This window comes from [Clostridium] symbiosum ATCC 14940 (genome assembly GCF_000466485.1).
GTDB classification, from domain to species: domain Bacteria; phylum Bacillota; class Clostridia; order Lachnospirales; family Lachnospiraceae; genus Otoolea; species Otoolea symbiosa.
In genome coordinates this window covers 1-22,259 of the sequence record NZ_KE992823.1, presented here as the reverse complement: position 1 = coordinate 22,259, position 22,259 = coordinate 1, and the positions used below count along the sequence as shown (strand labels likewise).

Genomic DNA, 22,259 nt, shown 5'->3' with positions numbered 1-22,259 from the left:
ACGCTTCGGTGGTTCGAATCCACCTCCATCCATTGGTAATTGAATATTGCCAGTCATGAGCAATCATGAATGCCGGCGTGGCGGAACTGGCAGACGCACAGGACTTAAAATCCTGCGAGGGTTAAACTTCGTACCGGTTCGATTCCGGTCGCCGGCAGTTAAAAGACTCACATTCTTTAAAAAGTATGTGAGTCTTTTTTATTGAGGGCGGTGACCTGTGCGCGGAGCGTGCAGGTTATCGTTTAACAGGAAAGTTCTCCTGTTAAATAAAAACCGCTCTGCCTTAGCTGTCTGCGGCCGTCACGCTGATGACGATTGCGTCATCCTTCTCAAATGCCGATTCACTGTAATACCGGGTAATCGTGCAGTTGGAATCCGCAGTAAAGCTGAAATGCTTAACAAAGTCCCACAGGATGGGAATGTCTGAGGGATAGCAGTTGTGAGGACGCAGCAGACACTGTGCCCACTGGACGAGGGGTATGTCTGTCCCTTCAATATTTCTGCTCCACCGGTATAGGGCCGGATGGCGTGAGTCTACCGTTACGACTTCGGTCTCCATACCGGGCGCAAAGGCGCTGCCAAAACCGTTTACTCCCAGCATATATTCGGCCCAGCCCCGCAGGCTTTCCGAACCGAATCCCTTTGCCAGGTCGGAGACATCCATCTGTCCTGTTATCATCATCGTAGGGATCGGTTTATTTGCCGCATTTTCCGGAACAGGGGCCGCTGAGGTGGAACCGACGGCGGCAAAGAATTCTGGGTTTGTGATGGCAAAGCCCTGTGTTGCGTTTGAGCCGGCGGACTGGCCTGTTCCATAGATACGGCTGAAGTCTAAATCTGCATATTTTCCGTCGATTTTCTCCTTCAGCAGAGTGATGAGAGAGTGGTAAAACAAATCGGAATCCGCATGTGACACGCTGGAGGGGCTGGCGTTATAGGTCTCACAGACGAAAGCCAGGGCAATGCCTTCCTCTTCGGCGGTCTGCCACCACAAAGTGGAATCCATAAAAATCGAGTCGGTCTGCGTATTGCCTGGGTAGACCACTAAAACAGGAAGTTTTTTCCCTTCAAATCCCTCCGGGATATATAACAAATATTCCCTGGGATCCCATTTTCCGTCGCCGCTGTTGTCGCTAAAGGCAATCACGCCCACCTGAACAGTGCCGTGGCCCCTGATGACCGCGTCCTCGACGGCCCAAATCTGTGTGCCGTTGCTTAAGGTCTGCTTAGGCTGTCCGTCCTTTGCGTCCCGCTGGGCGGCAACCCGGGCGGAAGTGTAATCCAGACGCTGTGCAATTGCATTCGAATATGCAAAAGTGGTATCGTAGCGTGTGTATTCGGACAGGAAGGCATAAATTTCATCTGCTCTCAGGGCGGAAGACCCCGATACCTTTACTTTGGAGATTCCGTAGACGGCTCCGGCATCCTTCTGCTTTTTATTTGCATACTCTGTCTGATAAGCGTCGGAGCTGATATCCTGATAGTATACGCCGTTTACCGGGGCAGAGAGACAGTCGTTAGCCTCTTGCCAATAGCTTTCACTGCCGGTATAACCGGCCAGATAGGTGGGAACCGGCACATCCTTTGGCGCGATTCTGCGCCCGCCTCCAAGTCCTGTCTGCTTCAATGTTTCGTCCAGCACATCCGTCATGTCGCCGTTGGCGCTTTTACCGTCATATTCGGTTCCTGCTACGGCCATCAGCGCACTGCTGCCGCTGCTCTCTCCGTTTAAATATACCTGGCTGATAACCAAGGTGGGATTTGCAGCTGCCCAGTACTCCAGGGCAGCTGCCCCTTTCCCGTAACCGGCCAGATAAAATTCGCCAAAAGTGGAAAATACATTCTGGCTGTGAATATTGTTACCGCCGGTCAGAAAAGCGGCTGCCGCTTTCAGATAACCCGTCTCTTCAGCGGGACTGCTCCAGCCGCCGGCGCCTGGCTCCAGAATAAACAGCCCTTCACCCTTTTGATCCGCCAGATCAAGCCAGCCCTCTTTCTTTAAAAAATCCCAGGTATTCACGCCGTCGGGCACGGCAACTACGGTAAAATAGGAACGTATGGATGCCTCTGGCGCGATATACACACCGGCAGTGCGGGCGTCGTCCGCAATTCCGTTGCCGTTTACGTCAATATTCTTCATGAAGCACCCGGTTAACGGCAGCTGGGCGGCCTGGGAGAAATCCTTCTTAAGGTCCGTTATACTGTCAAAATCAGTAACTGCCGCTGAATAAACGGTGGGTACTGCCGTTGTCTCCTGAACGGGTGCTCCTTTGAGCGCCCACTCCTGATAAAGATCATCGTATATGGTATAGCGGTAGCCTTCTTTGCTGCTTCCTGAGGCTTTACCGCGGCACTTCAGTTCATAAGACGCACCGTCGTTCAGCTTAGTATGCCAGGTGAGTTTTCCTGTAGCCGGATCAATCCGCAAATCAGGTCCATAAAATGCGGAGTCACTGAAATACCAAGCGTTAAGCCGTGTAGTGGAATGATCGCTCTCGCCCCAGTAGGCATATAACTCGGAAGGATAGCCGGTAAGGCGTACGTTCTCAGCGGCCCAGTCGGCGCCTTTCAAAGAAGTCATGAGGGCTTTGTATTTCGCGATGCTGCCGATATTATCCGTGTCCTGTTCTCCGTCAAAAGCCCATACTTTTAAGCCGGTCTCTGCTACGGCTGCCCAGTCGGCGTCGTCATAGCCATAGCCAAAGGTGCCGTTCTGACAGATATACGAATCAATAGTAAAATTGTAAGCGCCGGCAGGCAGCCCATAAGTTTCCTGTACATTATTTCCGTTTTTCTGATTCTGGGGATGATAGGGTTGTCCGGCCAGCGCCTTGATAATGAGGGCAGAGGCCATGGTTCCCCGCGAATTCCCCTGAAGAACAACATTTCCGGTGACTCCGTATGCATCGATAAAATATTTCATCACATTGACGTCGTCAGCTACAAAATCATAAATGTCATAATATTTTCCGGGACCGGCGCTGGAGCGGTCATGGATGTTGACCACGATGGCGCCTTTGTCAATCCAGGAAGTGGTGGCGGAGTCGTACATAATGCCGGTGCCGTCGTTATCACATCCGTCCGCCAGCTTCCAGTAGGAGATACCCTGTCCCTGAAGCGTAAATACAATGCCTGCCGCGGGATCGTAATGTTCCGGAACATAGAAATAACCGCGGACATAATCATCACCGGTACCGTCGGACGCTCTTCCTGCTGTGCTGCTTACGCGGATTCCGGCCTGCTCAAAGGAACGGAACCCGTTTTCTCCGAATTGCAGGTCAATCGTCCTTGCCCATGGCCCGCCGTCCTTGTATCTGCCGTCGGCCTCGCCGGCCAGGCAGACGGCAGCGGAAGGCTCCTCCCACGCATGGCGCAGTTTCAGCTCCAGACAGGCCCTGGCCTGGTACCCCATTCCCGTCGTATTTGCCAGGTACCCTTTATCCGCGTCGCCGCTGCCGAAATGAATCGCGCCGTTTTCATCCCGGTACCAGGCGCCGGTGCAGTAAACGCCAAAAGCGTTCCTCACGCGTGATCCCTGCGCGCTTTCGCCGGTATAGATGAGAGCATTATTTTCGGCAGCTGCGGTGCCTTTGTCCATGGTCAGGGTGACAACCTGACCGTCCACAACGGCTTTGGCAATTTTAACCTTACCATAATCGGGTGACAGCGTTCCCCGGTCTTCCAGAATATAACTGTCCGCATTAATCCCCGTCAGACTGACACCGTTATTATAGGTTACTTCCACCTTCACCAGTCCGGTACCGTAGACGGTTTCATCCGTGTAAGCCTGAATACGCCTTACATCTCCCATAGCAGGCCGATTTCCCTCCTGTGCTGCCAGCGTACCGGCGCTCACCGCTGAGGCAAGCGCAAATCCTGTCAGAACTGCAGCCAGAATTTTCCCCGAACATTTACGCATAGTTACCCTTCTCCTTTCACATACCTTGATTTTTAGTTTTTTATATTTGATTTCCTCCTTCTCACGCTCACTCTAATCTGACTTGAAGGGCAACAACCCCCCATTTCCGGGCAGATCCGATTTTACTTATGGATATATTTACTATATTTTCGCAGAAAAAAAGACTTGAACTATACAAAAAGTATAACATTTGTAAAAATTCAATTCCAATGTATAAAATTCATCCAATTATCTATAAATTTCATGAATTTAATGGCGATATGCCGTTATTGACAGCTTTATTGGGGAGAGATGAAGAACATATATTGGTCCGTTTCAGGAAAGACAAACCGGCACGCCTCATATCAATTATGATATCTGATTAAGAGGGAGGCATGCCGGAGATAAGGTGTTTTCGCAGCGCGGCGGGGGTTATGCCGAGCTTTTTCTTAAAAAGCTTTGAGAATGCGCCGACATCCTGATAACCGCAGGCATGGCAGATTTCTTCCACAGAAAGCGAGGTGGTGCGGAGAAGTTCAACAGCTTTGTCGATGCGGCAGGAGGTTAAATATTGCTGCGGGCTTTGAAATAAATATTTTTTAAAAATGGAAAACAGATAGCTTCTGTCAATGTATACAAAATGTGATATATCATTTACTTTAATATTTTTACTGAAATTATCCTCGATGTATGTAACCGCCTGCCTGAGATACTTTTGCTCCTGACTGCTGAATTCTGCATAAGCAGTCTGCCGTATTATTTCAGAGAGCAGAAGCAGATAAAGGCCGTTTAACCGTATGACGTCACTTGAAGCGGCGAGGCGCTGCTCCTGAACCGTCATAATTTCCTGGGTGTAATATTTCAAATGCGAGTTCTGCTTACAATGGAATACAGGGTTTGCAGACGACAGCTTCATGGAATACAGGAGCTGACGGACCATAGGCCCCCGCAGTTCCAGCCAGGCATATTCCCAAGGCGAGATTTTTTCCGCCTGACACGAGATGATGACATCCGGTTCGATTAAGAAGCCCTGTCCCTTTGATAAAGAATAATAATGGCTGCCGTATTGAAAACAGCCCTTCCCCTCCAGGATATAACACAGATAATACCCTTTATGGATAACCGGCCCATATTTGAACAGCGGTTCAGGGCACCGGTAGCCGAAAGAACCGATTTTTAGATTTTCAATTGGAGGAAGTGCGGAAATGTCAAGTGCACGCTTGCTTTTCATAGAATACTCCTTATTAAACTCGGCGTGGCAACCAGCTGTGTGGGCAATGTCGGCCACACATGGCAGATGACTGCACAGTCCTGCAGTTCCATCGCCCATAAAGGACTCCTTACAGCGGCCAAGGTAATGGCGCTGGCGGCGGTCCGGACCAGGGAGAGGCCGGATGTTATTGCTGCCGCAAAGGACGAGGTAACCAGACGAAACGGCGGCAGATATACTTGCCCTCTGCCGGATTATGTGAGCCCTCCGGTAAATACCGATTAAGCTTGATGGATAAGTGAAAACCGAACCGCTCTGTGGCACGCCGAAAGGCGTGCCTTTATTGATGGCGGTGAACCGTTTCCCGGAGGAAATCAAACCGTATCCCATCTTTCGGGACCTGTAAAGAAAGAGTAAAGAATTGCCATAAATACTGTACGTACGGCGTAAAACTATTATAATTAACTGGCAAAGCATGGAACAATACTTGTTAATACACGTAAAAGTGAGGATAACTATGACAATTTCATTAGCGGATTTTCTTTCGCAAATTACGGTAAATCCTATGCTGGCCGTTACCGTGATTCTGACACTTGGGGTCATTTTGGTCAACGGATGGACCGATGCCCCCAACGCGATCGCAACCTGTGTGTCCACACAGGCGATTCATCCCAGAGCTGCAATCATAATGGCAGCGGTTTTCAACTTCCTGGGTGTTCTCGTTATGACAATATTCAATGCCGGGGTGGCCTCGACAATATACAACATGGTGGATTTCGGAGGTGATCCGCACGAGTCCCTAATCGCGCTGTGCGCCGCTCTCCTTGCTATTGTGGTTTGGGCGACGGCTGCCTGGTGGTTCGGTATTCCCACGAGTGAAAGCCATGCCCTTATTGCAGGTGTGTCGGGAGCAGCTATTGCGCTTCACGGAGGCATGGATGGAATCAACGCGTCGGAGTGGATTAAGGTAATCTATGGTCTGCTTCTGTCTACGGTTCTGGGATTTGTCATGGGCTGGCTGACGGCCAAGACGGTACAGTATCTGTGCAGGGGCATGGATCGCGGAAAGACACGGGGAGTTTTTAATAAAGCACAGATTGCCGGGGGCGCGGCCATGGCCTTCATGCACGGAGCCCAGGACGGCCAGAAATTTATGGGAGTTTTCATGCTGGGAATTTTTCTGGCAAAGGGAAATGCGGCCGTCGGAGAGTTCAGTATTCCGGTTTGGCTGATGATACTCTGCTCCGCCGTGATGGGACTGGGAACTTCGATTGGCGGATACCGGATCATCAAGGCAGTGGGAATGGATATGGTGAAGCTGGAACGCTACCAGGGCTTTTCTGCAGATCTGGCCGGCGCCGGATGCCTGCTTTTGTCTTCTCTGACGGGAATTCCGGTTTCCACGACGCACACAAAGACAACGGCCATCATGGGCGTCGGGGCGGCCAGACGCGTCTCCTCTGTGAACTGGGGCGTGGTGAAGGAAATGGTGCTGACCTGGGTGCTGACCTTTCCCGGGTGCGGTGTAATCGGATTTTTGACTGCAAAGTTGTTTATATGGGTATTTTAATATAAGGATTTGAAAGGAGTGCGGCAATGGCACAGAAAAAAGGAAATGACTATTTTACAATGCTTGTCGATAATGTAAAGTGTTCCTGTGAGGCGGCAGAGCTGTTATGGGAGAACATGAATGAATATGATTATGTAAACCTGCCTGAAAAAATTCAGGATATTCATGAGGTGGAGCATCGTGGTGATCTGGGCAAACACAGCCTGATGGAGAAGCTGATGAAGGAATTTCTTCCTCCGATCGAGAGGGAAGATATCATGGCGCTGACCAATATTATCGATGATGTGACGGACGTGCTGGATGAGGTTCTGACAAATCTTTATATGTATAATATCAGATCCCTGCGGCCCGAAGCATTGGAGTTTGCCGCGCTGATTCGGAAGTGCTGCGCCGCAATGAAAGAAATGCTGGAGGATTTCCGTAATTTCCGGCGATCTCCGACCCTGAAAGAGAAAATCATTACTCTGAACCGTCTGGAAGAGGAAGGAGATCAGCTTTATACGAGGGCAGTCCACCGTCTGTACACGGAAGAAAATGATGCGGTGCAAATCCTTGTCTGGACAACAATCTACAATTGTCTGGAAGAGTGCTGTGACTGCTGCGAGCATGTGGCCGATTCTGTAGAGATGGCAATAATGAAAAATACATGACGCTCCGCAAAACGGGATTTTACATATTCATGACGTAAATTTCCCATATCCGTGATATCAGACTGTTTCTTCTCCTGATAAGATAGGTGACGTACCGCAAAAGCGGAAATAAGAACAAGGAGGAAGCAGTTGGAACAAGTAACATTTAAAGACATTAAGAAATCAAAAGAGGTTAATGCATATATTTACAAAGGCAACAGCACGCTGGGGGTGCTGGGTTATACGGATCATTCCGCAGAACATGCAGTTAAGGTCTCTTCGATGGCCGGGAAAATTCTGGAGTGCCTGGGATACGGCGGCCATACCGTCGAACTGGCAAAAATAGCAGGCTACATGCATGATATCGGAAATTGTGTGAACCGTTTGGATCACCCGCATTCGGGAGCTTTAATGGCCCATCAGATACTGCGGGACATGAAAATGGATTATGAAGACATCGCAGTAATTATCAATGCCATTGGCATGCATGACGAGAAATCGGGCGGAGCCGTGGATACAGTCTCAGCCGCATTGATTCTGGCTGACAAGACGGATGTCCGCAGAGACAGGGTCAGAAACCAAAATAAGGCGGCATTCGATAAACATGACCGTGTGAACTATGCGGTAGTATCTTCTTCACTCGATATTCAGAAAGAGAAAAAGGTGATCAAACTGGATCTTCAGCTTGATGAAAACATCTGCTCCATGATGGATTACTTCGAAATATTTCTTCAGAGGATGCTGATGTGCAGAAGAGCCGCATCTGTGCTGGGCACAACCTTCAAACTAAACGCGAATGGTAATAAAATTTGTTAAAAGACGCCAGGAACCGGCTGTGAAACCGGAATCTGACGTCTTATTTGATCTCATAATAAAATTACGTTTCGAATCAGCATTCGGAAAGCGCTTCTTCGTCTGCTATAACAATTACATCCGGATGGAACTGGAGGATAGAAGCCGGAACCTCCGGTGTAACAGGGCCATAAAGCGCTTTCTTTAAAATTGCCGCTTTATCTTTGCCGCTGACTGCAAAAATAATCTTTCTGCTTCTCATAATCGTACCGATACCCATCGTAAAAGCCTGGCGCGGAACATCGTCAGCCGATGCAAAGAACCGTTTATTTGCTTCAATTGTCATCTCCGTCAAATCCACACAGTGGGTCGGGCCTTCAAATATATCGGCAGGCTCATTAAAACCAATATGACCGTCATGACCAAGACCGAGTACCTGGAGGTCTACGCCGCCCAGAGAACGGATCACATCTTCATAGCGGCGGCACTCCGCATCGGCATCATCAGCCATGCCATTTGGAATGTTCGTATTGTCCATATTAATATTTACGTGCTGAAAAAGGTTACTGTACATAAAATAGTAGTAGCTCTGCTCGCTTTCCCTTGTAAGTCCCTTGTATTCATCGAGATTTGCCGTTTTAACCTCAGAAAAATCCAAATCTCCGTTGTTGTATTTTTCAACAAGATATTTGTAAGTGCCGACGGGGGTGGAACCGGTAGCCAGACCGAGAACGGAATCCGGTTTTGTGATGATCTGGGCAGCAATCAGATTTGCGGCCTTTCTGCTCATTTCGTCATAATTTTTTACTTTGTAAACTCTCATTCAATTACCCTCCATACAATTTTATAGCTCTTTCAAGTTAAGAATACCATTTTTGAGTCATAGTTTCAATGCATAACAGCATAAAATAGATAGCAAAGGAGTGATAGCATGTCTAACTATCAGAGACTAATTTCATATATCTATACATACGAAGGAGGGATACGCGGAAAGAACATCGGATTTGCAAAACTGGAAACAAGAGGAAGCCAGTGCAGAATTACGGTAAATGTCAAAAAGATATTTGTCGGAGGGAATCCGGTAGGAGTATACCTGCTCTCAGGGCAGGATGAAGTGAAAATAGGTACTTTGTTTGCCAGGAACGGCGCCGGGGAATTCAGAACGATGGTTAATTCGGCGGATGTGGAAAATTCGGGGCACAGTCTGGAAGAATTTTATGGGCTGAGCGTTCACGATGTGGAAAGCGCATGGAGATCCTACACGACTATCTGGGAAGATGCGGTAGCGCATGCGGCCGAAGTGGAGCTGGCCGATGTAACATCGGAAAAAGTTGCGATGAAACATGACAATACTGCAAAAGTACAGAGCGCTTTGCAGACGGAGGAAAAGGAACAGGAACTTCTGCCTATTTCCAGGGAGATAGAAGAGCAGGTTGAAAAGGAAGCGGTATTGCAGGAGGAGAGCGTCTGTGAGGCAACAGACCGGAAACAGGCTGAAACCGGCAGCAGGGTATACGATGCGGAACAGGGAAAGATTGTACATCTGAGCTCCGAGATTCCCAAGGTATCACGCAATACGGCGCAGACGGCGGAGGGCAGGGCTTTTACATCAGGACTGAGAGAGAAAATCGTTTCGCAGATACGGCAGAATGAGGCGGCGGTTCCGGACGAAAAAGTATGGAGGGATCCGGCGCTTCCGGACGCAGCAGATGCAGAAGCGGTGAAGAAGGAAGAAGTAAACGCGGATGAGACAAACAGAGACGGGGTAATGGCACCGGAAGTCAATCCGGCAGAATTTAGTTCATCGGAAGTTAGCTCATCAGAAGTTAACTCAACAGAAGTTAACTCAACAGAAGTCAATTCATCGGAAGCTGATTTGCCTGAAGCGGAGCCGGAAGAATTGAAGCCGGCAGCGGAAATTATAAGGGGGGCCGACATACAGGAAGCAGATAAGACGGAAGGCGGAACCGGGATATTTGCGCAATCGGCAGCTCAGGAAACACTGCCAATAAGGCAGTCTGCAGTGGAAACTGTAAAAAGGAGAATGCCCGTCTGGAGGATGCCCGAACCTGAACCTGTAAATGGCAGCGATCCTGTGACGGAAGAACCTTTACAGGAAATGGAAATACCAAAAGCGGAGACGGCTCTGCCGCAGCAGGAAGATGCCGGCGAGGATGAAGCAATTCAGGGGCTGGATTCTACCGTAACATCTGAGGTGGAATACATAGCGCCCGGCCTGGCGAAGACCAATAGACAGCCGGAATTTCAGCCTAATAATGCGGCGCCCGGAATGAGTGGACCGGCGGTGCATTCGTCAGGGATGATGCTGCAGGAATCTTCCGGCCGTCAGCAGCCGGAGCAGCTGCGTCAGGGTCAGATGCCGACAACGCAGAGGGCACAGAACCAGATGCAGCCGGGGCAGATAAGGCAGAGTCAGATGCAGCCGTCCCAGGGGCAGGCTGTCCAGCCGCAGATCAGGCAAGAGCAGATGCAGGCAATGCAGCAGATGCTGCGGGGGCAGATGCAGTCGGCCCAGATGAGGCAAAACCAGCTTCGCCAGGGTCAGATGCAGCAGAGCCGGAGCCAGCAGAGCCAAACTCAGCAGAGCCAGACTCAGCAGAGCCAGACCCAGCAAAACCAGATCCAGCAAAACCAGACCCGCCAGAGCCAGACCCAGCCGGGGCAGATGCAGCAGCAAAACCCGATGAATCAGAGCCAGGTGCAGCAGCCTCAAATGCAGGCAGCTCAGATGAAGATGTCACAGGATAGGGGAGGCGGAGTTTCACAGCGGTACGGTACACCCCGGAGAGGAATGCAGTCGGGAGCGCTTCGGAATGAGACTTTAAAACCCGAATCTCTGGGGCCGGCTCAGGAAGAGCGGACGGATGATAGAAAGGAAACTCAGGCCGACATGTGTGAGACGAGTCCGCCGTCTGGCGTGACCGCACCTTTTAAAGACTTGAGTGACATATGTGATGAGCAGGAAGTTTGGGAAATGATGAGAAAGAAATATCCGAAAATTCTTGCATTTGATTATGCGGACGGCTGTGAAGTGCTGACAATCAAACCGCAGGATATCGGCCTGCTTCCGCGTGAAGAATGGGTATATGGCAGCAACAGCTTTCTGCTGCACGGCTATTATAATTACCGCTATCTCATTCTTGCAAGACTGAATAACCCGGAGGGAAAAGCCAGATATCTGCTGGGAGTTCCGGGGCATTACCTGAGCAATGAAAAGTATATGGCGTCCATGTTCGGTTTTTCTAACTTTGTGCTGGCGAAAAAACAGCCGCCCAGAGACAGCCGTTTTGGATATTGGTACACCGATGTGAAGATAGGCGATTAGATGCAGGCGTCAATAGTCTACACCCCTGAGCGCTGCAGAGGGAACCAACGGAACAAGAACGTCACGAAAATGCAGAAGTTCCTCCTTGCTATAGGATGAAAATCCCGGGACGAGGACATTTTCAGAATCCTTATAGCTTTGAAGAAAATAGGCGGAAGCTCCTGCGAGCCATGAGCCAATCTCACGAAAATCGTCTTCCCTGTGAAGTTCCCTCACGACCGTTGTGCGGAATTCACAGGGAACCGTATTTTTCATCAGGAAATCAACACTCTCTTCTATATGTGACAGGTCGAGACCCGGGACGCCGGCTGCTTTGGCGTACCCGGTCCGGCCTGACTTAATATCCATTGCCACATAATCCAGCAGATTTTTATTGCATAGATCCTTTAATACATCCGGCCGGTATCCGTTGGTATCCAGTTTAACCAGAAGACCGAGACTGCGGATTTCCCTGATAAAAGGTTCCAGATCGCGGTGCAGGGTCGGTTCGCCTCCCGTGATGCAGACCCCCTCCAGGATACCGGCTCTTTTTTTCAGGAATGTCAGAACCTCCTCTTTTGAGAACAGTCCGTCCGTCCCCTCCAGCAGAACACTGTTATGACAGAAGGGACAGCGGAAATTGCATCCGCCCAGGAAAATGGTAGCGGCAACATGCTGAGGATAATCTAACAGAGTGGTTTTCAAAAGTCCGGATATAATCATAAGTTTGAGTCCTTTCATGGGCTGAAGGCAAAACAGTAACATATAGAGAATATTATAGTACGAAATTCGCGCAGGTGCAACTTGCCAAAGCGGGAGTTGATTTGTATACTTGTATAAGGGTAAACAGAAATATAAAAGTCAGATGGAGCAGAATAATGAAAATGACCGATGATGAAAAATATATGAGAGCGGCAATCCGTGAAGCGAAAAAAGCGTATGCGCTGGGGGAAGTGCCGATAGGATGTGTTATTGTCTTTGAGGGGAAAATAATCGGGAGAGGGTATAACAGGAGAATCGCAGACAAGAATGTTCTGTCACACGCTGAAATAAATGCGATAAAAAAGGCATGTAAAAAAATGGGAGACTGGAGGCTGGAGGGCTGTACGATGTATATCACTCTGGAGCCGTGTCCCATGTGCGCCGGGGCCATTGTACAGGCACGCATTCCCAAAGTTCTGATTGGCTCGATGAACCCAAAGGCCGGCTGTGCCGGTTCTGTTATGAATCTGCTGGATGAGAAGGGATTTAATCATCAGGTGGAGACGGAGATCGGGATTTTAGGCGAGGAATGTTCCGGGATGCTGAAGGAGTTTTTCAGGGAATTGAGGAAGAAGGCCAAAGAACATTAATTTGAAAATCCGAAATGCCGTCCGGAGGCAGGTATGCAGTTAAGGCCCGGGATAAAAGTCCCGGGCCTTGTCATGTATTTATTATTTAATAACCTTGATCCATCCTTCAGGCGCTTTGATTTTACCCATCTGGATGCCGGTCAGCGTGTCGTAAATCTTCTGGGTGGCCGGACCCATCTGCTCCATTCCGCTTGGGAAGCAGATCTCTTTACCGTGATCTACAATCTTTCCGACCGGTGAGATTACGGCTGCCGTTCCGCAGAGGCCGCACTCGGCAAAGTCTTTAACTTCATCCAGGAACACTTCCCTCTCCTCAGTCTCCATACCCAGATATTCACTGGCAACGTGGAGGATAGAGCGGCGTGTGATGGATGGGAGAATGCTGGAGGATTTTGGTGTGACCAGTTTATTGTCTTTTGTGACAAAGATCAGGTTGGCGCCGCCTGTTTCCTCAATTTTCGTTCTAGTCTGCGGATCCAGGTAAACGTTCTCGTCAAATCCCTTTTTGTGAGCATCGACAATCGCATGAAGGCTCATGGCATAGTTCAGCCCGGCTTTGATATGACCTGTTCCATGTGGAGCAGCCCGGTCAAAGTCACTGACACGGATGGTGATCGGTTTGGCGCCGCCCTTGAAATATGGGCCTACCGGAGTAGTAAAAATACGGAACTGGTATTCACTGGCCGGCTTAACTCCGATAACGGAGTCAAAACCAAACATATAGGGGCGGATATAAAGGCTGGCACCTGAGCCGTAAGGGGGCACATAAGCGGCGTTGGCCTCTACCACTTTGGCAACGGCTTCGACAAAGCGCTCCTTCGGAAATGCCGGCATCTCAAGACCTCTGGCGGAATTTTCCATGCGCTCACCGTTTAAGTCGGGACGGAAAGTTACGATATGTCCGTCTTCGGTTGTATAAGCTTTTAAACCTTCAAAGCATGTCTGCGCATACTGAAGCACGCCGGCACATTCATTCAATACAATATTTGCATCCGTAGTCAGTGCGCCTTCGTCCCATGCACCGTTTTTGTACTGTGAAACAAAGCGGTAATCGGTCTGCATATAACCAAAGCCGATATTTGCCCAATCAATATTTTTCTTTTCCATAGCGATACTCCATTCTTGTTTATAGTTCTGCTGTTAACGTGTTACAGTGGTAAATGATGTATTGCCCCTATTATAATAACATCCGGTCCGTGTTGCAAGATTATGTGCGAAAAAACTGAAAATTACTTGTCTTGCGGCAGCAGCGGGGAGCTTTGGCGCTTCTGTTCAGCGATAAAGACGGACAGCGCTGGGGCAGGATTTTTTCTTATCCTTATTATAAAGGTTTTTCAGCAGAATATAAAATGAAATCTGAGCATATTTCCCATATTTTTTTGTTATATCTCGCAGATGCCGGAACAATCATGCTTCAAAAAGCAGCGAGAACACCTCGCGGAATACATTATGGCAGAACTGTTCCCTGAATTGAGGCAAATGCGCTATCTCCGGCTTGACAAAAAGGCGGCATCCATGTATACTTAACTGGCTGAAGATTACTTATCATCAGCCATAATCAAGTTATAAAGTTTCCGCACAGCCGGGGAGTTAGCGGTGCCCTGTACCTGCAATCCGCTACAGCAGGGGTGATGTCCTTGCCGAGGGCGTTATGTTGCAGAGCTGCCCCTTGAAAGTGGCGTTGAAGTCTGGGTCTTACGCAACAGGAATCTGTGAACCGTGTCAGGGCAGGAATGCAGCAGCACTAAGCAGAAGCTCTTGTGTGCCGTGAGGCTGCCTGGGCGGAGTTAACTGCAAGGGTAACGTTTGTGATATACGTTCGAAGCAGGATGTGCGGATTTAATAATAGTTTCATATGTAATTCAATGTAAGAAGCAGGGTGTATCCGGATTTGGATACATCTTTTTTATTTAACAGGATTCGGGTGTCAGATAAAAAACGCTCCGCGGCAGTAAGAAATTTGATTTTCTGCACAATATAGTAAAGAAGATCGTAAAGAATTTTTTCTTGCCCGCAGAACATGATTGTATTATAATTACAAAATGGGTATATTGTAACCTGATATCATAAAGTGTGACAGGATTAAAATACAGTACTTAGAAAGGGTGTGTCATCCATGAGAAGAATTGGTATGCTGACCAGCGGCGGAGACTGCCAAAGCCTGAACGCGACAATGCGCGGCGTGGCGAAAGCTCTGTACAAAATGTATGACGACGTAGAGATAGTAGGTTTTGAGGATGGTTATAAGGGTCTGATGTATGCAGACTACAGGATTATGAAGCCATCAGAGTTTTCAGGGATACTGACCAGAGGCGGTACAATTCTCGGCACATCCAGACAGCCGTTCAAACTGATGAAAACTCCTGACGAGAATGGTTTGGACAAAGTGGCTGCCATGAAGCACACATATTATAAATTGAAATTAGAATGTCTGGTAGTGCTTGGAGGCAACGGGAGCCAGAAGACGGCAAATCTTCTGAGGGAAGAAGGGCTAAACATTGTTTCTCTTCCCAAGACCATAGATAATGACCTGTGGGGAAGTGAGCTGACATTCGGCTTCCACAGTGCTGTGGACGTGGCGACCAACGCAATCGACTGCATTCATACGACGGCGGCTTCCCATGGCCGGGTATTTATTGTTGAAATTATGGGGCATAAGGTGGGATGGCTGACTCTCTACGCGGGAATAGCAGGAGGCGCCGATATTATCCTTATTCCGGAGATACCTTATGATATTGACGTTGTTGTTGAGGCCATCAAAGGAAGAGTAAGGAGCGGCAAGAATTTTACGATTCTGGCCGTTGCTGAGGGTGCGATTTCAAGGGAGGACGCGGCCCTTACCAAAAAAGAACTGAAAGAAAAGAAGAAAAACGGCCCGGCCTACCCCTCGGTAGCTTATGCGCTGGGCGCTCAGATTCAGGAAAAGACCGGCCAGGAGATTCGCGTGACGGTTCCGGGACACATGCAGAGGGGCGGAGAGCCATGTCCGTTTGACCGGGTTATTTCCACGCGTCTCGGTGCAGCGGCAGCACAGATGATTAAGAATGAAGAATACGGTTATATGGTTGCCCTGAACGACAGCCAGATTACGAAAGTGCCGCTGGAAGAGATTGCCGGTAAGCTTAAAACGGTTGATCCGAATAGCGATATTATCAAGGAAGCCAAATCTGTGGGAATCAGTTTTGGAGATGAATAGTTACGGAAACAAGAAGGAGCAGGATATTCATGTCGTATACAGCGTTATACAGGAAGTGGCGGCCGGTATCATTTGACGAGGTCAAAGGCCAGGATCACATTGTAAAGACTTTGAAAAACCAGATAACGTCGGGACGAATCGGACATGCATATCTGTTCTGCGGTACAAGAGGTACAGGAAAAACAAGTATTGCCAAGATATTCGCCAAAGCGGTGAACTGTGAGAGCCCGGTTGACGGAAGTCCGTGCGGCGAATGCAGCATGTGCCGTCAGATAGCCTCATCTGCGTCTCTCAATGTGGTTGAGATTGATGCCGCTTCGAATAACGGCGTTGAGAATATCCGTGATATCCGCGATCAGGTTCAGTATCCGCCGACCGAGGGCCGGTACCGCGTTTATATAATCGACGAGGTTCACATGCTGTCCATCGGGGCTTTCAATGCGCTCTTAAAAACGCTGGAGGAACCTCCGTCCTATGTTATATTTATTCTGGCTACGACAGAGGTGCATAAGATTCCGATCACGATCCTTTCCAGATGCCAGAGATATGATTTTAAGAGAATCACGATAGATACGATTTCCGCCCGCCTGCACGAGCTGACCCAGGCCGAGCAGATCGATGTGGAGGAGAGGGCGCTGCGCTATGTGGCGAAGGCAGCAGACGGTTCCATGCGAGACGCACTGAGCCTGCTGGACCAGTGTACCGCATTTCACTTTGGCGAGAAACTAACCTATGACAATGTGCTTGAAGTATTGGGGGCCGTTGACAACAGTGTGTTCAGCAGTCTTTTCAGGGCGGTAACGGCCGGGGATACTAAGGGCTGCATATATACAATAGAAGAGATGATTATCCAGGGACGCGATTTGACGCAGATGGTCAATGATTTTGTATGGTATATGAGAAATCTGCTGGTTGTGAAGACAACGGATGACGCGGAAGACATGCTGGATATGTCATCTGAGAATATAGCGATTCTTAAAGAAGAAGCGGAACTGACGGATTCCGATACACTGATGCGGTTTATCCGGATTTTTTCGGAGCTGTCGGGCCAGCTGCGCTATGCCAGCCAGAAACGCGTTCTGGCAGAGATTGCATTTATCAAGCTGACGAAACCGTCGATGGAACAGAACCTGGATTCTGTCCTCCAGCGGCTCAATATGATAGAAAAGAGAATGGAAGAAATACCGGCAGAATTTTCCGGCCTGGCTGCGATGGCGGCGCAGGGAGGAGAGGCGGGGCAGATCAAAGCCCCGGAAACAGCGCGGCCGGATGTAAAAGAAGATCCGGCTAAGACCGTGACATTACCAAAAGCCCAATACGAGGATCTGATGCTGGTCCGCGGCGAATGGCAGAAGATTTCCAGACAGATGGGAGGGGCGGTCCGTGCTGCTCTCAGGGACACGCAGGTGGAGCCGGCAGGCGACAGCTGTCTTTGCATTGTATGTAACGATCCCGGCAATTTCTCCATCGTCAACCGTGAAGCCGTGATGCAGGAATTGAAAGAAGCGGTTGAAAAAAACTACGGTAAAAGTATAGATTTCAAGGCGAACCTGAATGACACGGGCGCGAAGTCAACGACCCTTTATGTAAGCGACGACGACTTAAAAGTAATTCACGACGATATCATAGTGGAAGATTAAAAAGACAAGGTAGTAAATTTATAAATAAATTATGAAAATAATCAGGAGGATGAACACCATGGCAAAACGTGGCGGTTTTCCAGGCGGAATGCCTGGCAATATGAATAATTTGATGAAGCAGGCACAGAGGATGCAGCGCCAGATGGAAGAGACTACAAAAGAACTGGAGGAAAAGCAGTACACAGCCTCCTCCGGCGGAGGTGCGGTGGCAGTTACCGTTTCCGGCAAAAAGGAAGTGGTTGCGGTTAAGCTCTCTGAGGAAGTGGTGGATCCCGATGATATTGAGATGCTCCAGGATCTAATCGTTGCGGCAACAAATGAAGCATTCCGTCAGGTGGAAGAGGAAAGCAGCGCAGCGATGGCTAAACTGACAGGCGGAATCGGCGGCCTGGGAGGCGGTTTCCCGTTCTAATATATGGATTATTACAGCAATCAGATTACAAAATTAATAGAAGAGCTGTCAAAGCTGCCCGGAATCGGAAGCAAATCGGCACAGCGGCTGGCATTTCATATCATTAACATGCCTTCTGAGCAGGTGGAGCGCCTGTCCTCGGCTATGGTGGACGCCAAGCATAATGTCAGGTACTGCAGTGAATGCTTTACATTGACAGACAAAGAACTGTGCCCGATATGCAGCAGTGACAGAAGGGATCATGGGACGATCATGGTAGTGGAAAATACCAGAGATTTGGCAGCCTATGAGAAAACCGGAAAATATGAGGGGGTTTATCATGTTCTGCATGGAGCTATCTCCCCCATGCTTGGAATTGGGCCGAATGATATCAGGCTGAAGGAATTAATGACCAGACTGCAAAAAGACGACGTTAAAGAAGTGATTATAGCGACAAATTCGAGTTTGGAAGGTGAGACAACAGCTATGTATATCAGCAAGCTCATCAAGCCTACCGGAATTAAGGTAACAAGAATCGCCAGTGGAGTGCCCGTTGGCGGAGATTTGGAATATATTGACGAGGTTACGCTGCTCAGGGCTCTCGACGGGCGGACGGAACTGTAACGATTAAGTCGTCTGTATGGTGCAGGCGGTTAGGAGATGCAAAAGAGATGGATAAGTACGAGTTTAACATCAAAGTTGAACAGATTAAAAAGCTGGTTAATAAAGGCGACTATGAAACAGCGATGAAGATCGCGGATACAATAGACTGGAGAAGAGTTCGCAGCACCAGCCTGCTTACGACGATTGCCCAGGTCTATGAAAGAAATGCGGAGTACCAGGATGCAAAAGATATTCTGCTGCTGGCTTTTGAGCGAGCTCCAATTGGCAAAGGGCTTTTATTTAAGCTCACGGATTTGGCCCTGAGGGAAGGGAATGTGCCGGAGGCAGAGGCATATTACAGAGAGTTCTGTGATCTGGCGGTAGATGATCCGAGACAGAACCTTCTGCGTTTTCTTATATTGGAAGCGAAGGGAGCCACAATTGAGCAGTTAATCCACTCACTGGAGAAATACTGTCAGGAAGAGCTGGATGAGAAATGGATGTATCATCTGGCTGAGCTTTATCAGCAGGCCGGAATGGAAACGCAGTGCGTCAACATGTGTGACAGAATCATGCTGATGTTCGGCCTTGGAAAGTATGTGGATAAGGCGATGGAGCTGAAGCTGCAGTTTGCTCCTCTGACCAAGTACCAGATGGATTTAGTCGAAAACAGAGAAAAATACGAAGAAAAGCTGCGCGCCGTGGAAGAGAAGTATAACAGCAGGACCCTCAGAAGAGAACCGGAAGAGGAGGAGGAGTATTTCGATTCCGAGGATGCGGAAGAAGCAGATATGAACGGCCTGGATATGGACGAGCGTATGGATGCACACGATGAGAACCGTCACAGGGCAGCCTCCCGCAATATGGATTCGGAGGATGACGGAATGTATCCGGAGGAGGAGCAGATGTATCCGGAGGAGAGTGACTTCCTGGAGGACGATCTGGTCTCCAGTCTGCATGAGGCAAAAGCAGAGGAAGAACTGGCAAAAGAGATGTCGAGGATGGAGCCTTATGATGAAGAAGAAGGCGCTTCTGCCGGTGAAACCAGAGTCCTGGATAATATCAGGGATATTAAAGAATACAGACTTACAAGCCATGGCGGATTAGATGATGAAGAACTGGCGGCAGCGGAGACGGCGGCAGCCGATGAGTCGGACAAACCTTTAATCAACCGTTTTGAGGAAGAGGAGGAGACGATTGTAGAAGACTGGGATTTGGAGCCGGAAGAGGTAGTAAGCAATCATCTCATGATTGAAGCGGAAGATCCGGAAAGCGGTCTGAAGATGGCTCTTGATTCACTAAAAACGATTCACCGTGAGCTTGGGACAAAGAATCCCGTTGCGAAAATCAGCGGTGATAATCTGAACAGAAAAGGCATATTTGCAGTTGCGGAAAGACTTGCCGGAAAAGATCTGATTGTAGAGCGTGCAGGAGAGCTGGACCGCATTACAATCAGTGAGCTGAGTGAGTTGATGGAACAGGACAACACCGGAATGATTGTCGTATTGATTGACACTCCGGCCAGAATGGAAAGAATGCACAACAGCTATCCGTCCCTGGCAGGCAAATTCCAGTATATTGGCTGCGAAGGCTCAGGCAGCGCCGCCCACAGGGACGCTGCGGATATGAAAACAGAAGCGGAAAGGGCACGTGAGGAAGAGCTTTTAAGACTACAGGCGGAACGCGAGGCGGAGGCTGCCAGAAAACGACTTGCGGAACGCGAAGAAGAGATCAGGCGACAGGCTGCCCGCGATGCGGAAGATGCCAGGAGGATCCAGGCTCAGCGTGACGAGGAGATGAGACGTCAGGCGGAGCGTGAGGAGGAAGCCAGACGCATGGCGGAATATGAAGCCGAGGAGGCAATGCGCCAGGCGGAATACGAGGCGGTTAACGCGGCACAGCAGCAGGCGGAGCTGGAGGCAGACGAGGCCAGACGCCAGGCTGAGTATGAAGAGGATTTAATAAGACGTCAGCAGGAGATGGAAGACCAGCGCCGTTACGAGTATGAAGCGGAGGATGAGGCTGATGCTGAACCGGAAGAGCCGGAAGAGGAAGAAGACGAAAGAATCGAACGTATTCCGGACGACGGAAGCGAGATGGATGTGGAAGAATTTGCCCAGTACGCGTGCAAATATGCTGCTGAGATCGATTGCAGCATTTCCGGAAAGAGCATGCTTGCTCTTTATGAGAGAGCGGAAATGATGGAGGAGGACGGTGTGCCTCTGACGAAAGCAAATGCCGAAGATTTAATAGAAGAAGCGGCAGATAAAGCGGAGAAACGTTCATTTGGAGGTATGTTCTCTTCCAAATACGATAAAGACGGGCTGTTGATATTAAAAGAAAAGCATTTCTTTGATTGATGTTCATGTAGAGATAGCAGGCGCTGCAGGGGGAATTGGTACTGCAGCGCCATGTCTTTTTTCTGGAAGCAATAAGATACCGGGATATTTACCGGGAAAAGAGGTAGTAATGGAAAACTGGTTATCGATTGCAGTTGCAGTTTATTTAATCGGGATGGTATTATATGGACACTACAAGGGATTTATCAAATTAGCGGTATCGGCAGTTGCCTTGATAATCACTTTTGCAACAATCCATGTTGCAATGCCCCAGGTCACCGATTTTCTGAAAAACAATACTAAGATTTACAGTTCATTTGAACAGAGCATGAAAGATGCGATGAAGCTGGATGAGAATGCCGATTCTGAGGAACCATCCGGACAGCGTTCAATTATCGAAGGGCTGGAACTGCCGAAGCAGTTAAAGGATGCGCTGCTGGAGAACAATAATAATGAAGTGTATAAGGTACTGGGGGTAGATACATTTACCCAGTACGTGGCGAGTTACTTGGCGAACAGTATCCTTAACATTGTAGGGTTTCTGGTTTTATTCGTGGTTGTCTTCGCTGCGCTTAACATTCTTACGGTCTGGCTGGATCTGGTAGCCAGATTGCCAATCCTTTCCGGGATTAACAAAATAGCGGGCGGACTGCTGGGAGGAATTGAAGGACTCATATTTCTCTGGATCATCTGCCTGTTTATAACCGCCTTCTCAGGAACTGCCGGCGGAAGGGCTTTGATTCAACAGATAGAGAGCAGCGCTTTTCTTTCTTATATATATAATCATAATCTGTTGGGCAGCTTTGTGATGACCGTAGTTAAAACCATCCTGTAACAAGGCGGGGTGACAGGATGGCGGCTTTATTGCATTTTAGAAAAAGTAGAAATAATTACGACAAAAGATACAATAATCCGGAATTAGGGAAAATAAGGAAAATTATATTCCAAAACCCGCACCACAAAATATAGAAGATATATTGAAAAAATAGCATATCTGGTGGTGCGGGAAATAAATAAAAAATTGTTCGAAAAAAAGCTACAAATTCCCTTGACATTTTGAGGGACAAGTGGTATATTTTAATTCCAGCGTGATTGAAACGCTGAAACACAACTTCAAATATCAAATTATCTTTTCATTATCAAGGAAGTTTCAGGAATGAATCCATGAACACCGGGTAACAGAAGCGTAAAAATTTGAAAAAAGAAAGTTGGAAAAAATAGAAAAAAGTTGTTGACAAACGGCTGGCAAGATGATATACTATCAGAGTTGCTGCTGAGGTAACAACAAAGAACCTTGAAAACTGAACAGTATGT

Annotated in this window: 17 protein-coding genes, 1 tRNA gene and 1 other RNA gene; 14 read left to right on the top strand and 5 right to left on the bottom strand. The window is 48.6% G+C overall.

Annotated elements, in window-relative coordinates; all coding sequences use genetic code 11:
- Window positions 1-71 precede the first annotated feature (71 nt).
- Window positions 72-157, top strand: a tRNA-Leu gene (locus CLOSYM_RS03390).
- Between the two features lie 126 nt (window positions 158-283).
- Here the strand turns inward: CLOSYM_RS03390 and CLOSYM_RS03385 are convergent.
- Entirely contained in the window at window positions 284-3,919 is a 3,636-nt protein-coding gene (locus CLOSYM_RS03385) for an alpha/beta hydrolase family protein (protein WP_021640953.1), read from the bottom strand.
- 361 nt (window positions 3,920-4,280) lie between these two features.
- Entirely contained in the window at window positions 4,281-5,129 is an 849-nt protein-coding gene (locus CLOSYM_RS03375; RefSeq protein ID WP_044902103.1) for an AraC family transcriptional regulator, read from the bottom strand.
- A gap of 39 nt (window positions 5,130-5,168) precedes the next feature.
- On the opposite strand from CLOSYM_RS03375, the gene CLOSYM_RS03370 reads away from it, so the two are divergent.
- The 4 genes from CLOSYM_RS03370 (at window position 5,169) to CLOSYM_RS03355 (ending at window position 8,123) form a co-directional block, all read left to right on the top strand.
- The gene (locus CLOSYM_RS03370) at window positions 5,169-5,393 is read left to right on the top strand and encodes a hypothetical protein (protein WP_021640950.1); all 225 of its coding nucleotides are present in this window, start codon (window positions 5,169-5,171) and stop codon (window positions 5,391-5,393) included.
- 232 nt (window positions 5,394-5,625) lie between these two features.
- The gene (locus tag CLOSYM_RS03365; RefSeq protein ID WP_003509988.1) at window positions 5,626-6,678 is read left to right on the top strand and encodes an inorganic phosphate transporter; all 1,053 of its coding nucleotides are present in this window, start codon (window positions 5,626-5,628) and stop codon (window positions 6,676-6,678) included.
- A 26-nt stretch (window positions 6,679-6,704) separates the two neighbouring features.
- The gene (locus CLOSYM_RS03360) at window positions 6,705-7,328 is read left to right on the top strand and encodes a DUF47 domain-containing protein (protein WP_003509987.1); all 624 of its coding nucleotides are present in this window, start codon (window positions 6,705-6,707) and stop codon (window positions 7,326-7,328) included.
- Between the two features lie 129 nt (window positions 7,329-7,457).
- Window positions 7,458-8,123: an HD domain-containing protein gene (locus tag CLOSYM_RS03355; RefSeq protein WP_003504865.1), complete on the top strand. Its 666-nt coding sequence runs from the start codon at window positions 7,458-7,460 to the stop codon at window positions 8,121-8,123.
- A 73-nt stretch (window positions 8,124-8,196) separates the two neighbouring features.
- Here the strand turns inward: CLOSYM_RS03355 and nagB are convergent, their stop codons facing one another.
- Window positions 8,197-8,922 carry a glucosamine-6-phosphate deaminase gene (nagB, locus tag CLOSYM_RS03350; protein ID WP_003504867.1) on the bottom strand — a complete coding sequence of 242 codons (726 nt, stop codon included), beginning with the start codon at window positions 8,920-8,922 and terminating at the stop codon, window positions 8,197-8,199.
- Between the two features lie 108 nt (window positions 8,923-9,030).
- Between nagB and CLOSYM_RS03345 the strand changes: the two genes are divergently transcribed.
- A complete protein-coding gene (locus CLOSYM_RS03345; RefSeq protein ID WP_021640947.1) occupies window positions 9,031-11,445 on the top strand; it encodes a DUF6128 domain-containing protein in 2,415 nt (804 codons plus the stop codon).
- Between the two features lie 9 nt (window positions 11,446-11,454).
- Here CLOSYM_RS03345 and CLOSYM_RS03340 read toward each other — a convergent pair whose 3' ends face one another.
- Window positions 11,455-12,147: an anaerobic ribonucleoside-triphosphate reductase activating protein gene (locus tag CLOSYM_RS03340; protein WP_044902102.1), complete on the bottom strand. Its 693-nt coding sequence runs from the start codon at window positions 12,145-12,147 to the stop codon at window positions 11,455-11,457.
- A gap of 161 nt (window positions 12,148-12,308) precedes the next feature.
- Here CLOSYM_RS03340 and tadA point away from each other — a divergent pair, with 161 nt between their 5' ends.
- Window positions 12,309-12,776 (top strand): tRNA adenosine(34) deaminase TadA, encoded by a 468-nt coding sequence (tadA, locus tag CLOSYM_RS03335; RefSeq protein ID WP_003509980.1) that lies wholly within the window; start codon window positions 12,309-12,311, stop codon window positions 12,774-12,776.
- Between the two features lie 81 nt (window positions 12,777-12,857).
- Here tadA and CLOSYM_RS03330 read toward each other — a convergent pair whose 3' ends face one another.
- The gene (locus CLOSYM_RS03330; protein ID WP_289509717.1) at window positions 12,858-13,889 is read right to left on the bottom strand and encodes a branched-chain amino acid aminotransferase; all 1,032 of its coding nucleotides are present in this window, start codon (window positions 13,887-13,889) and stop codon (window positions 12,858-12,860) included.
- 461 nt (window positions 13,890-14,350) lie between these two features.
- Here CLOSYM_RS03330 and ffs point away from each other — a divergent pair.
- From ffs to CLOSYM_RS03295, 7 genes are all read left to right on the top strand, one after another.
- Window positions 14,351-14,613: signal recognition particle sRNA large type (gene ffs, locus CLOSYM_RS22200), an RNA gene on the top strand.
- Window positions 14,614-14,892: 279 nt separating this feature from the next.
- Window positions 14,893-15,972 carry a 6-phosphofructokinase gene (locus CLOSYM_RS03320; RefSeq protein ID WP_003509972.1) on the top strand — a complete coding sequence of 360 codons (1,080 nt, stop codon included), beginning with the start codon at window positions 14,893-14,895 and terminating at the stop codon, window positions 15,970-15,972.
- A 29-nt stretch (window positions 15,973-16,001) separates the two neighbouring features.
- Window positions 16,002-17,612 carry a DNA polymerase III subunit gamma/tau gene (dnaX, locus tag CLOSYM_RS03315; RefSeq protein WP_003504877.1) on the top strand — a complete coding sequence of 537 codons (1,611 nt, stop codon included), beginning with the start codon at window positions 16,002-16,004 and terminating at the stop codon, window positions 17,610-17,612.
- A 58-nt stretch (window positions 17,613-17,670) separates the two neighbouring features.
- Window positions 17,671-18,024, top strand: a complete 354-nt coding sequence (locus CLOSYM_RS03310) for a YbaB/EbfC family nucleoid-associated protein (protein ID WP_044902101.1) — start codon at window positions 17,671-17,673, stop codon at window positions 18,022-18,024.
- Between the two features lie 3 nt (window positions 18,025-18,027).
- Entirely contained in the window at window positions 18,028-18,627 is a 600-nt protein-coding gene (recR, locus tag CLOSYM_RS03305; RefSeq protein WP_003504881.1) for a recombination mediator RecR, read from the top strand.
- A 47-nt stretch (window positions 18,628-18,674) separates the two neighbouring features.
- Window positions 18,675-20,966, top strand: coding sequence for a hypothetical protein (locus tag CLOSYM_RS03300; RefSeq protein ID WP_003509964.1), 2,292 nt, complete (start codon window positions 18,675-18,677; stop codon window positions 20,964-20,966).
- Between the two features lie 109 nt (window positions 20,967-21,075).
- The gene (locus CLOSYM_RS03295) at window positions 21,076-21,780 is read left to right on the top strand and encodes a CvpA family protein (protein WP_003504885.1); all 705 of its coding nucleotides are present in this window, start codon (window positions 21,076-21,078) and stop codon (window positions 21,778-21,780) included.
- Window positions 21,781-22,259 lie beyond the last annotated feature (479 nt).

Coding starts and splice junctions, on each gene's coding strand:
- CLOSYM_RS03385 (WP_021640953.1), bottom strand. CDS start 3,919: ATGCGTAAATGTTCGGGGAAAATTCTGGCTGCAGTTCTGACAGGATTT.
- CLOSYM_RS03375 (WP_044902103.1), bottom strand. CDS start 5,129: ATGAAAAGCAAGCGTGCACTTGACATTTCCGCACTTCCTCCAATTGAA.
- CLOSYM_RS03365 (WP_003509988.1), top strand. CDS start 5,626: ATGACAATTTCATTAGCGGATTTTCTTTCGCAAATTACGGTAAATCCT.
- CLOSYM_RS03360 (WP_003509987.1), top strand. CDS start 6,705: ATGGCACAGAAAAAAGGAAATGACTATTTTACAATGCTTGTCGATAAT.
- nagB (WP_003504867.1), bottom strand. CDS start 8,922: ATGAGAGTTTACAAAGTAAAAAATTATGACGAAATGAGCAGAAAGGCC.
- CLOSYM_RS03345 (WP_021640947.1), top strand. CDS start 9,031: ATGTCTAACTATCAGAGACTAATTTCATATATCTATACATACGAAGGA.
- CLOSYM_RS03340 (WP_044902102.1), bottom strand. CDS start 12,147: ATGATTATATCCGGACTTTTGAAAACCACTCTGTTAGATTATCCTCAG.
- tadA (WP_003509980.1), top strand. CDS start 12,309: ATGACCGATGATGAAAAATATATGAGAGCGGCAATCCGTGAAGCGAAA.
- CLOSYM_RS03320 (WP_003509972.1), top strand. CDS start 14,893: ATGAGAAGAATTGGTATGCTGACCAGCGGCGGAGACTGCCAAAGCCTG.
- dnaX (WP_003504877.1), top strand. CDS start 16,002: ATGTCGTATACAGCGTTATACAGGAAGTGGCGGCCGGTATCATTTGAC.
- CLOSYM_RS03310 (WP_044902101.1), top strand. CDS start 17,671: ATGGCAAAACGTGGCGGTTTTCCAGGCGGAATGCCTGGCAATATGAAT.
- recR (WP_003504881.1), top strand. CDS start 18,028: ATGGATTATTACAGCAATCAGATTACAAAATTAATAGAAGAGCTGTCA.
- CLOSYM_RS03300 (WP_003509964.1), top strand. CDS start 18,675: ATGGATAAGTACGAGTTTAACATCAAAGTTGAACAGATTAAAAAGCTG.
- CLOSYM_RS03295 (WP_003504885.1), top strand. CDS start 21,076: ATGGAAAACTGGTTATCGATTGCAGTTGCAGTTTATTTAATCGGGATG.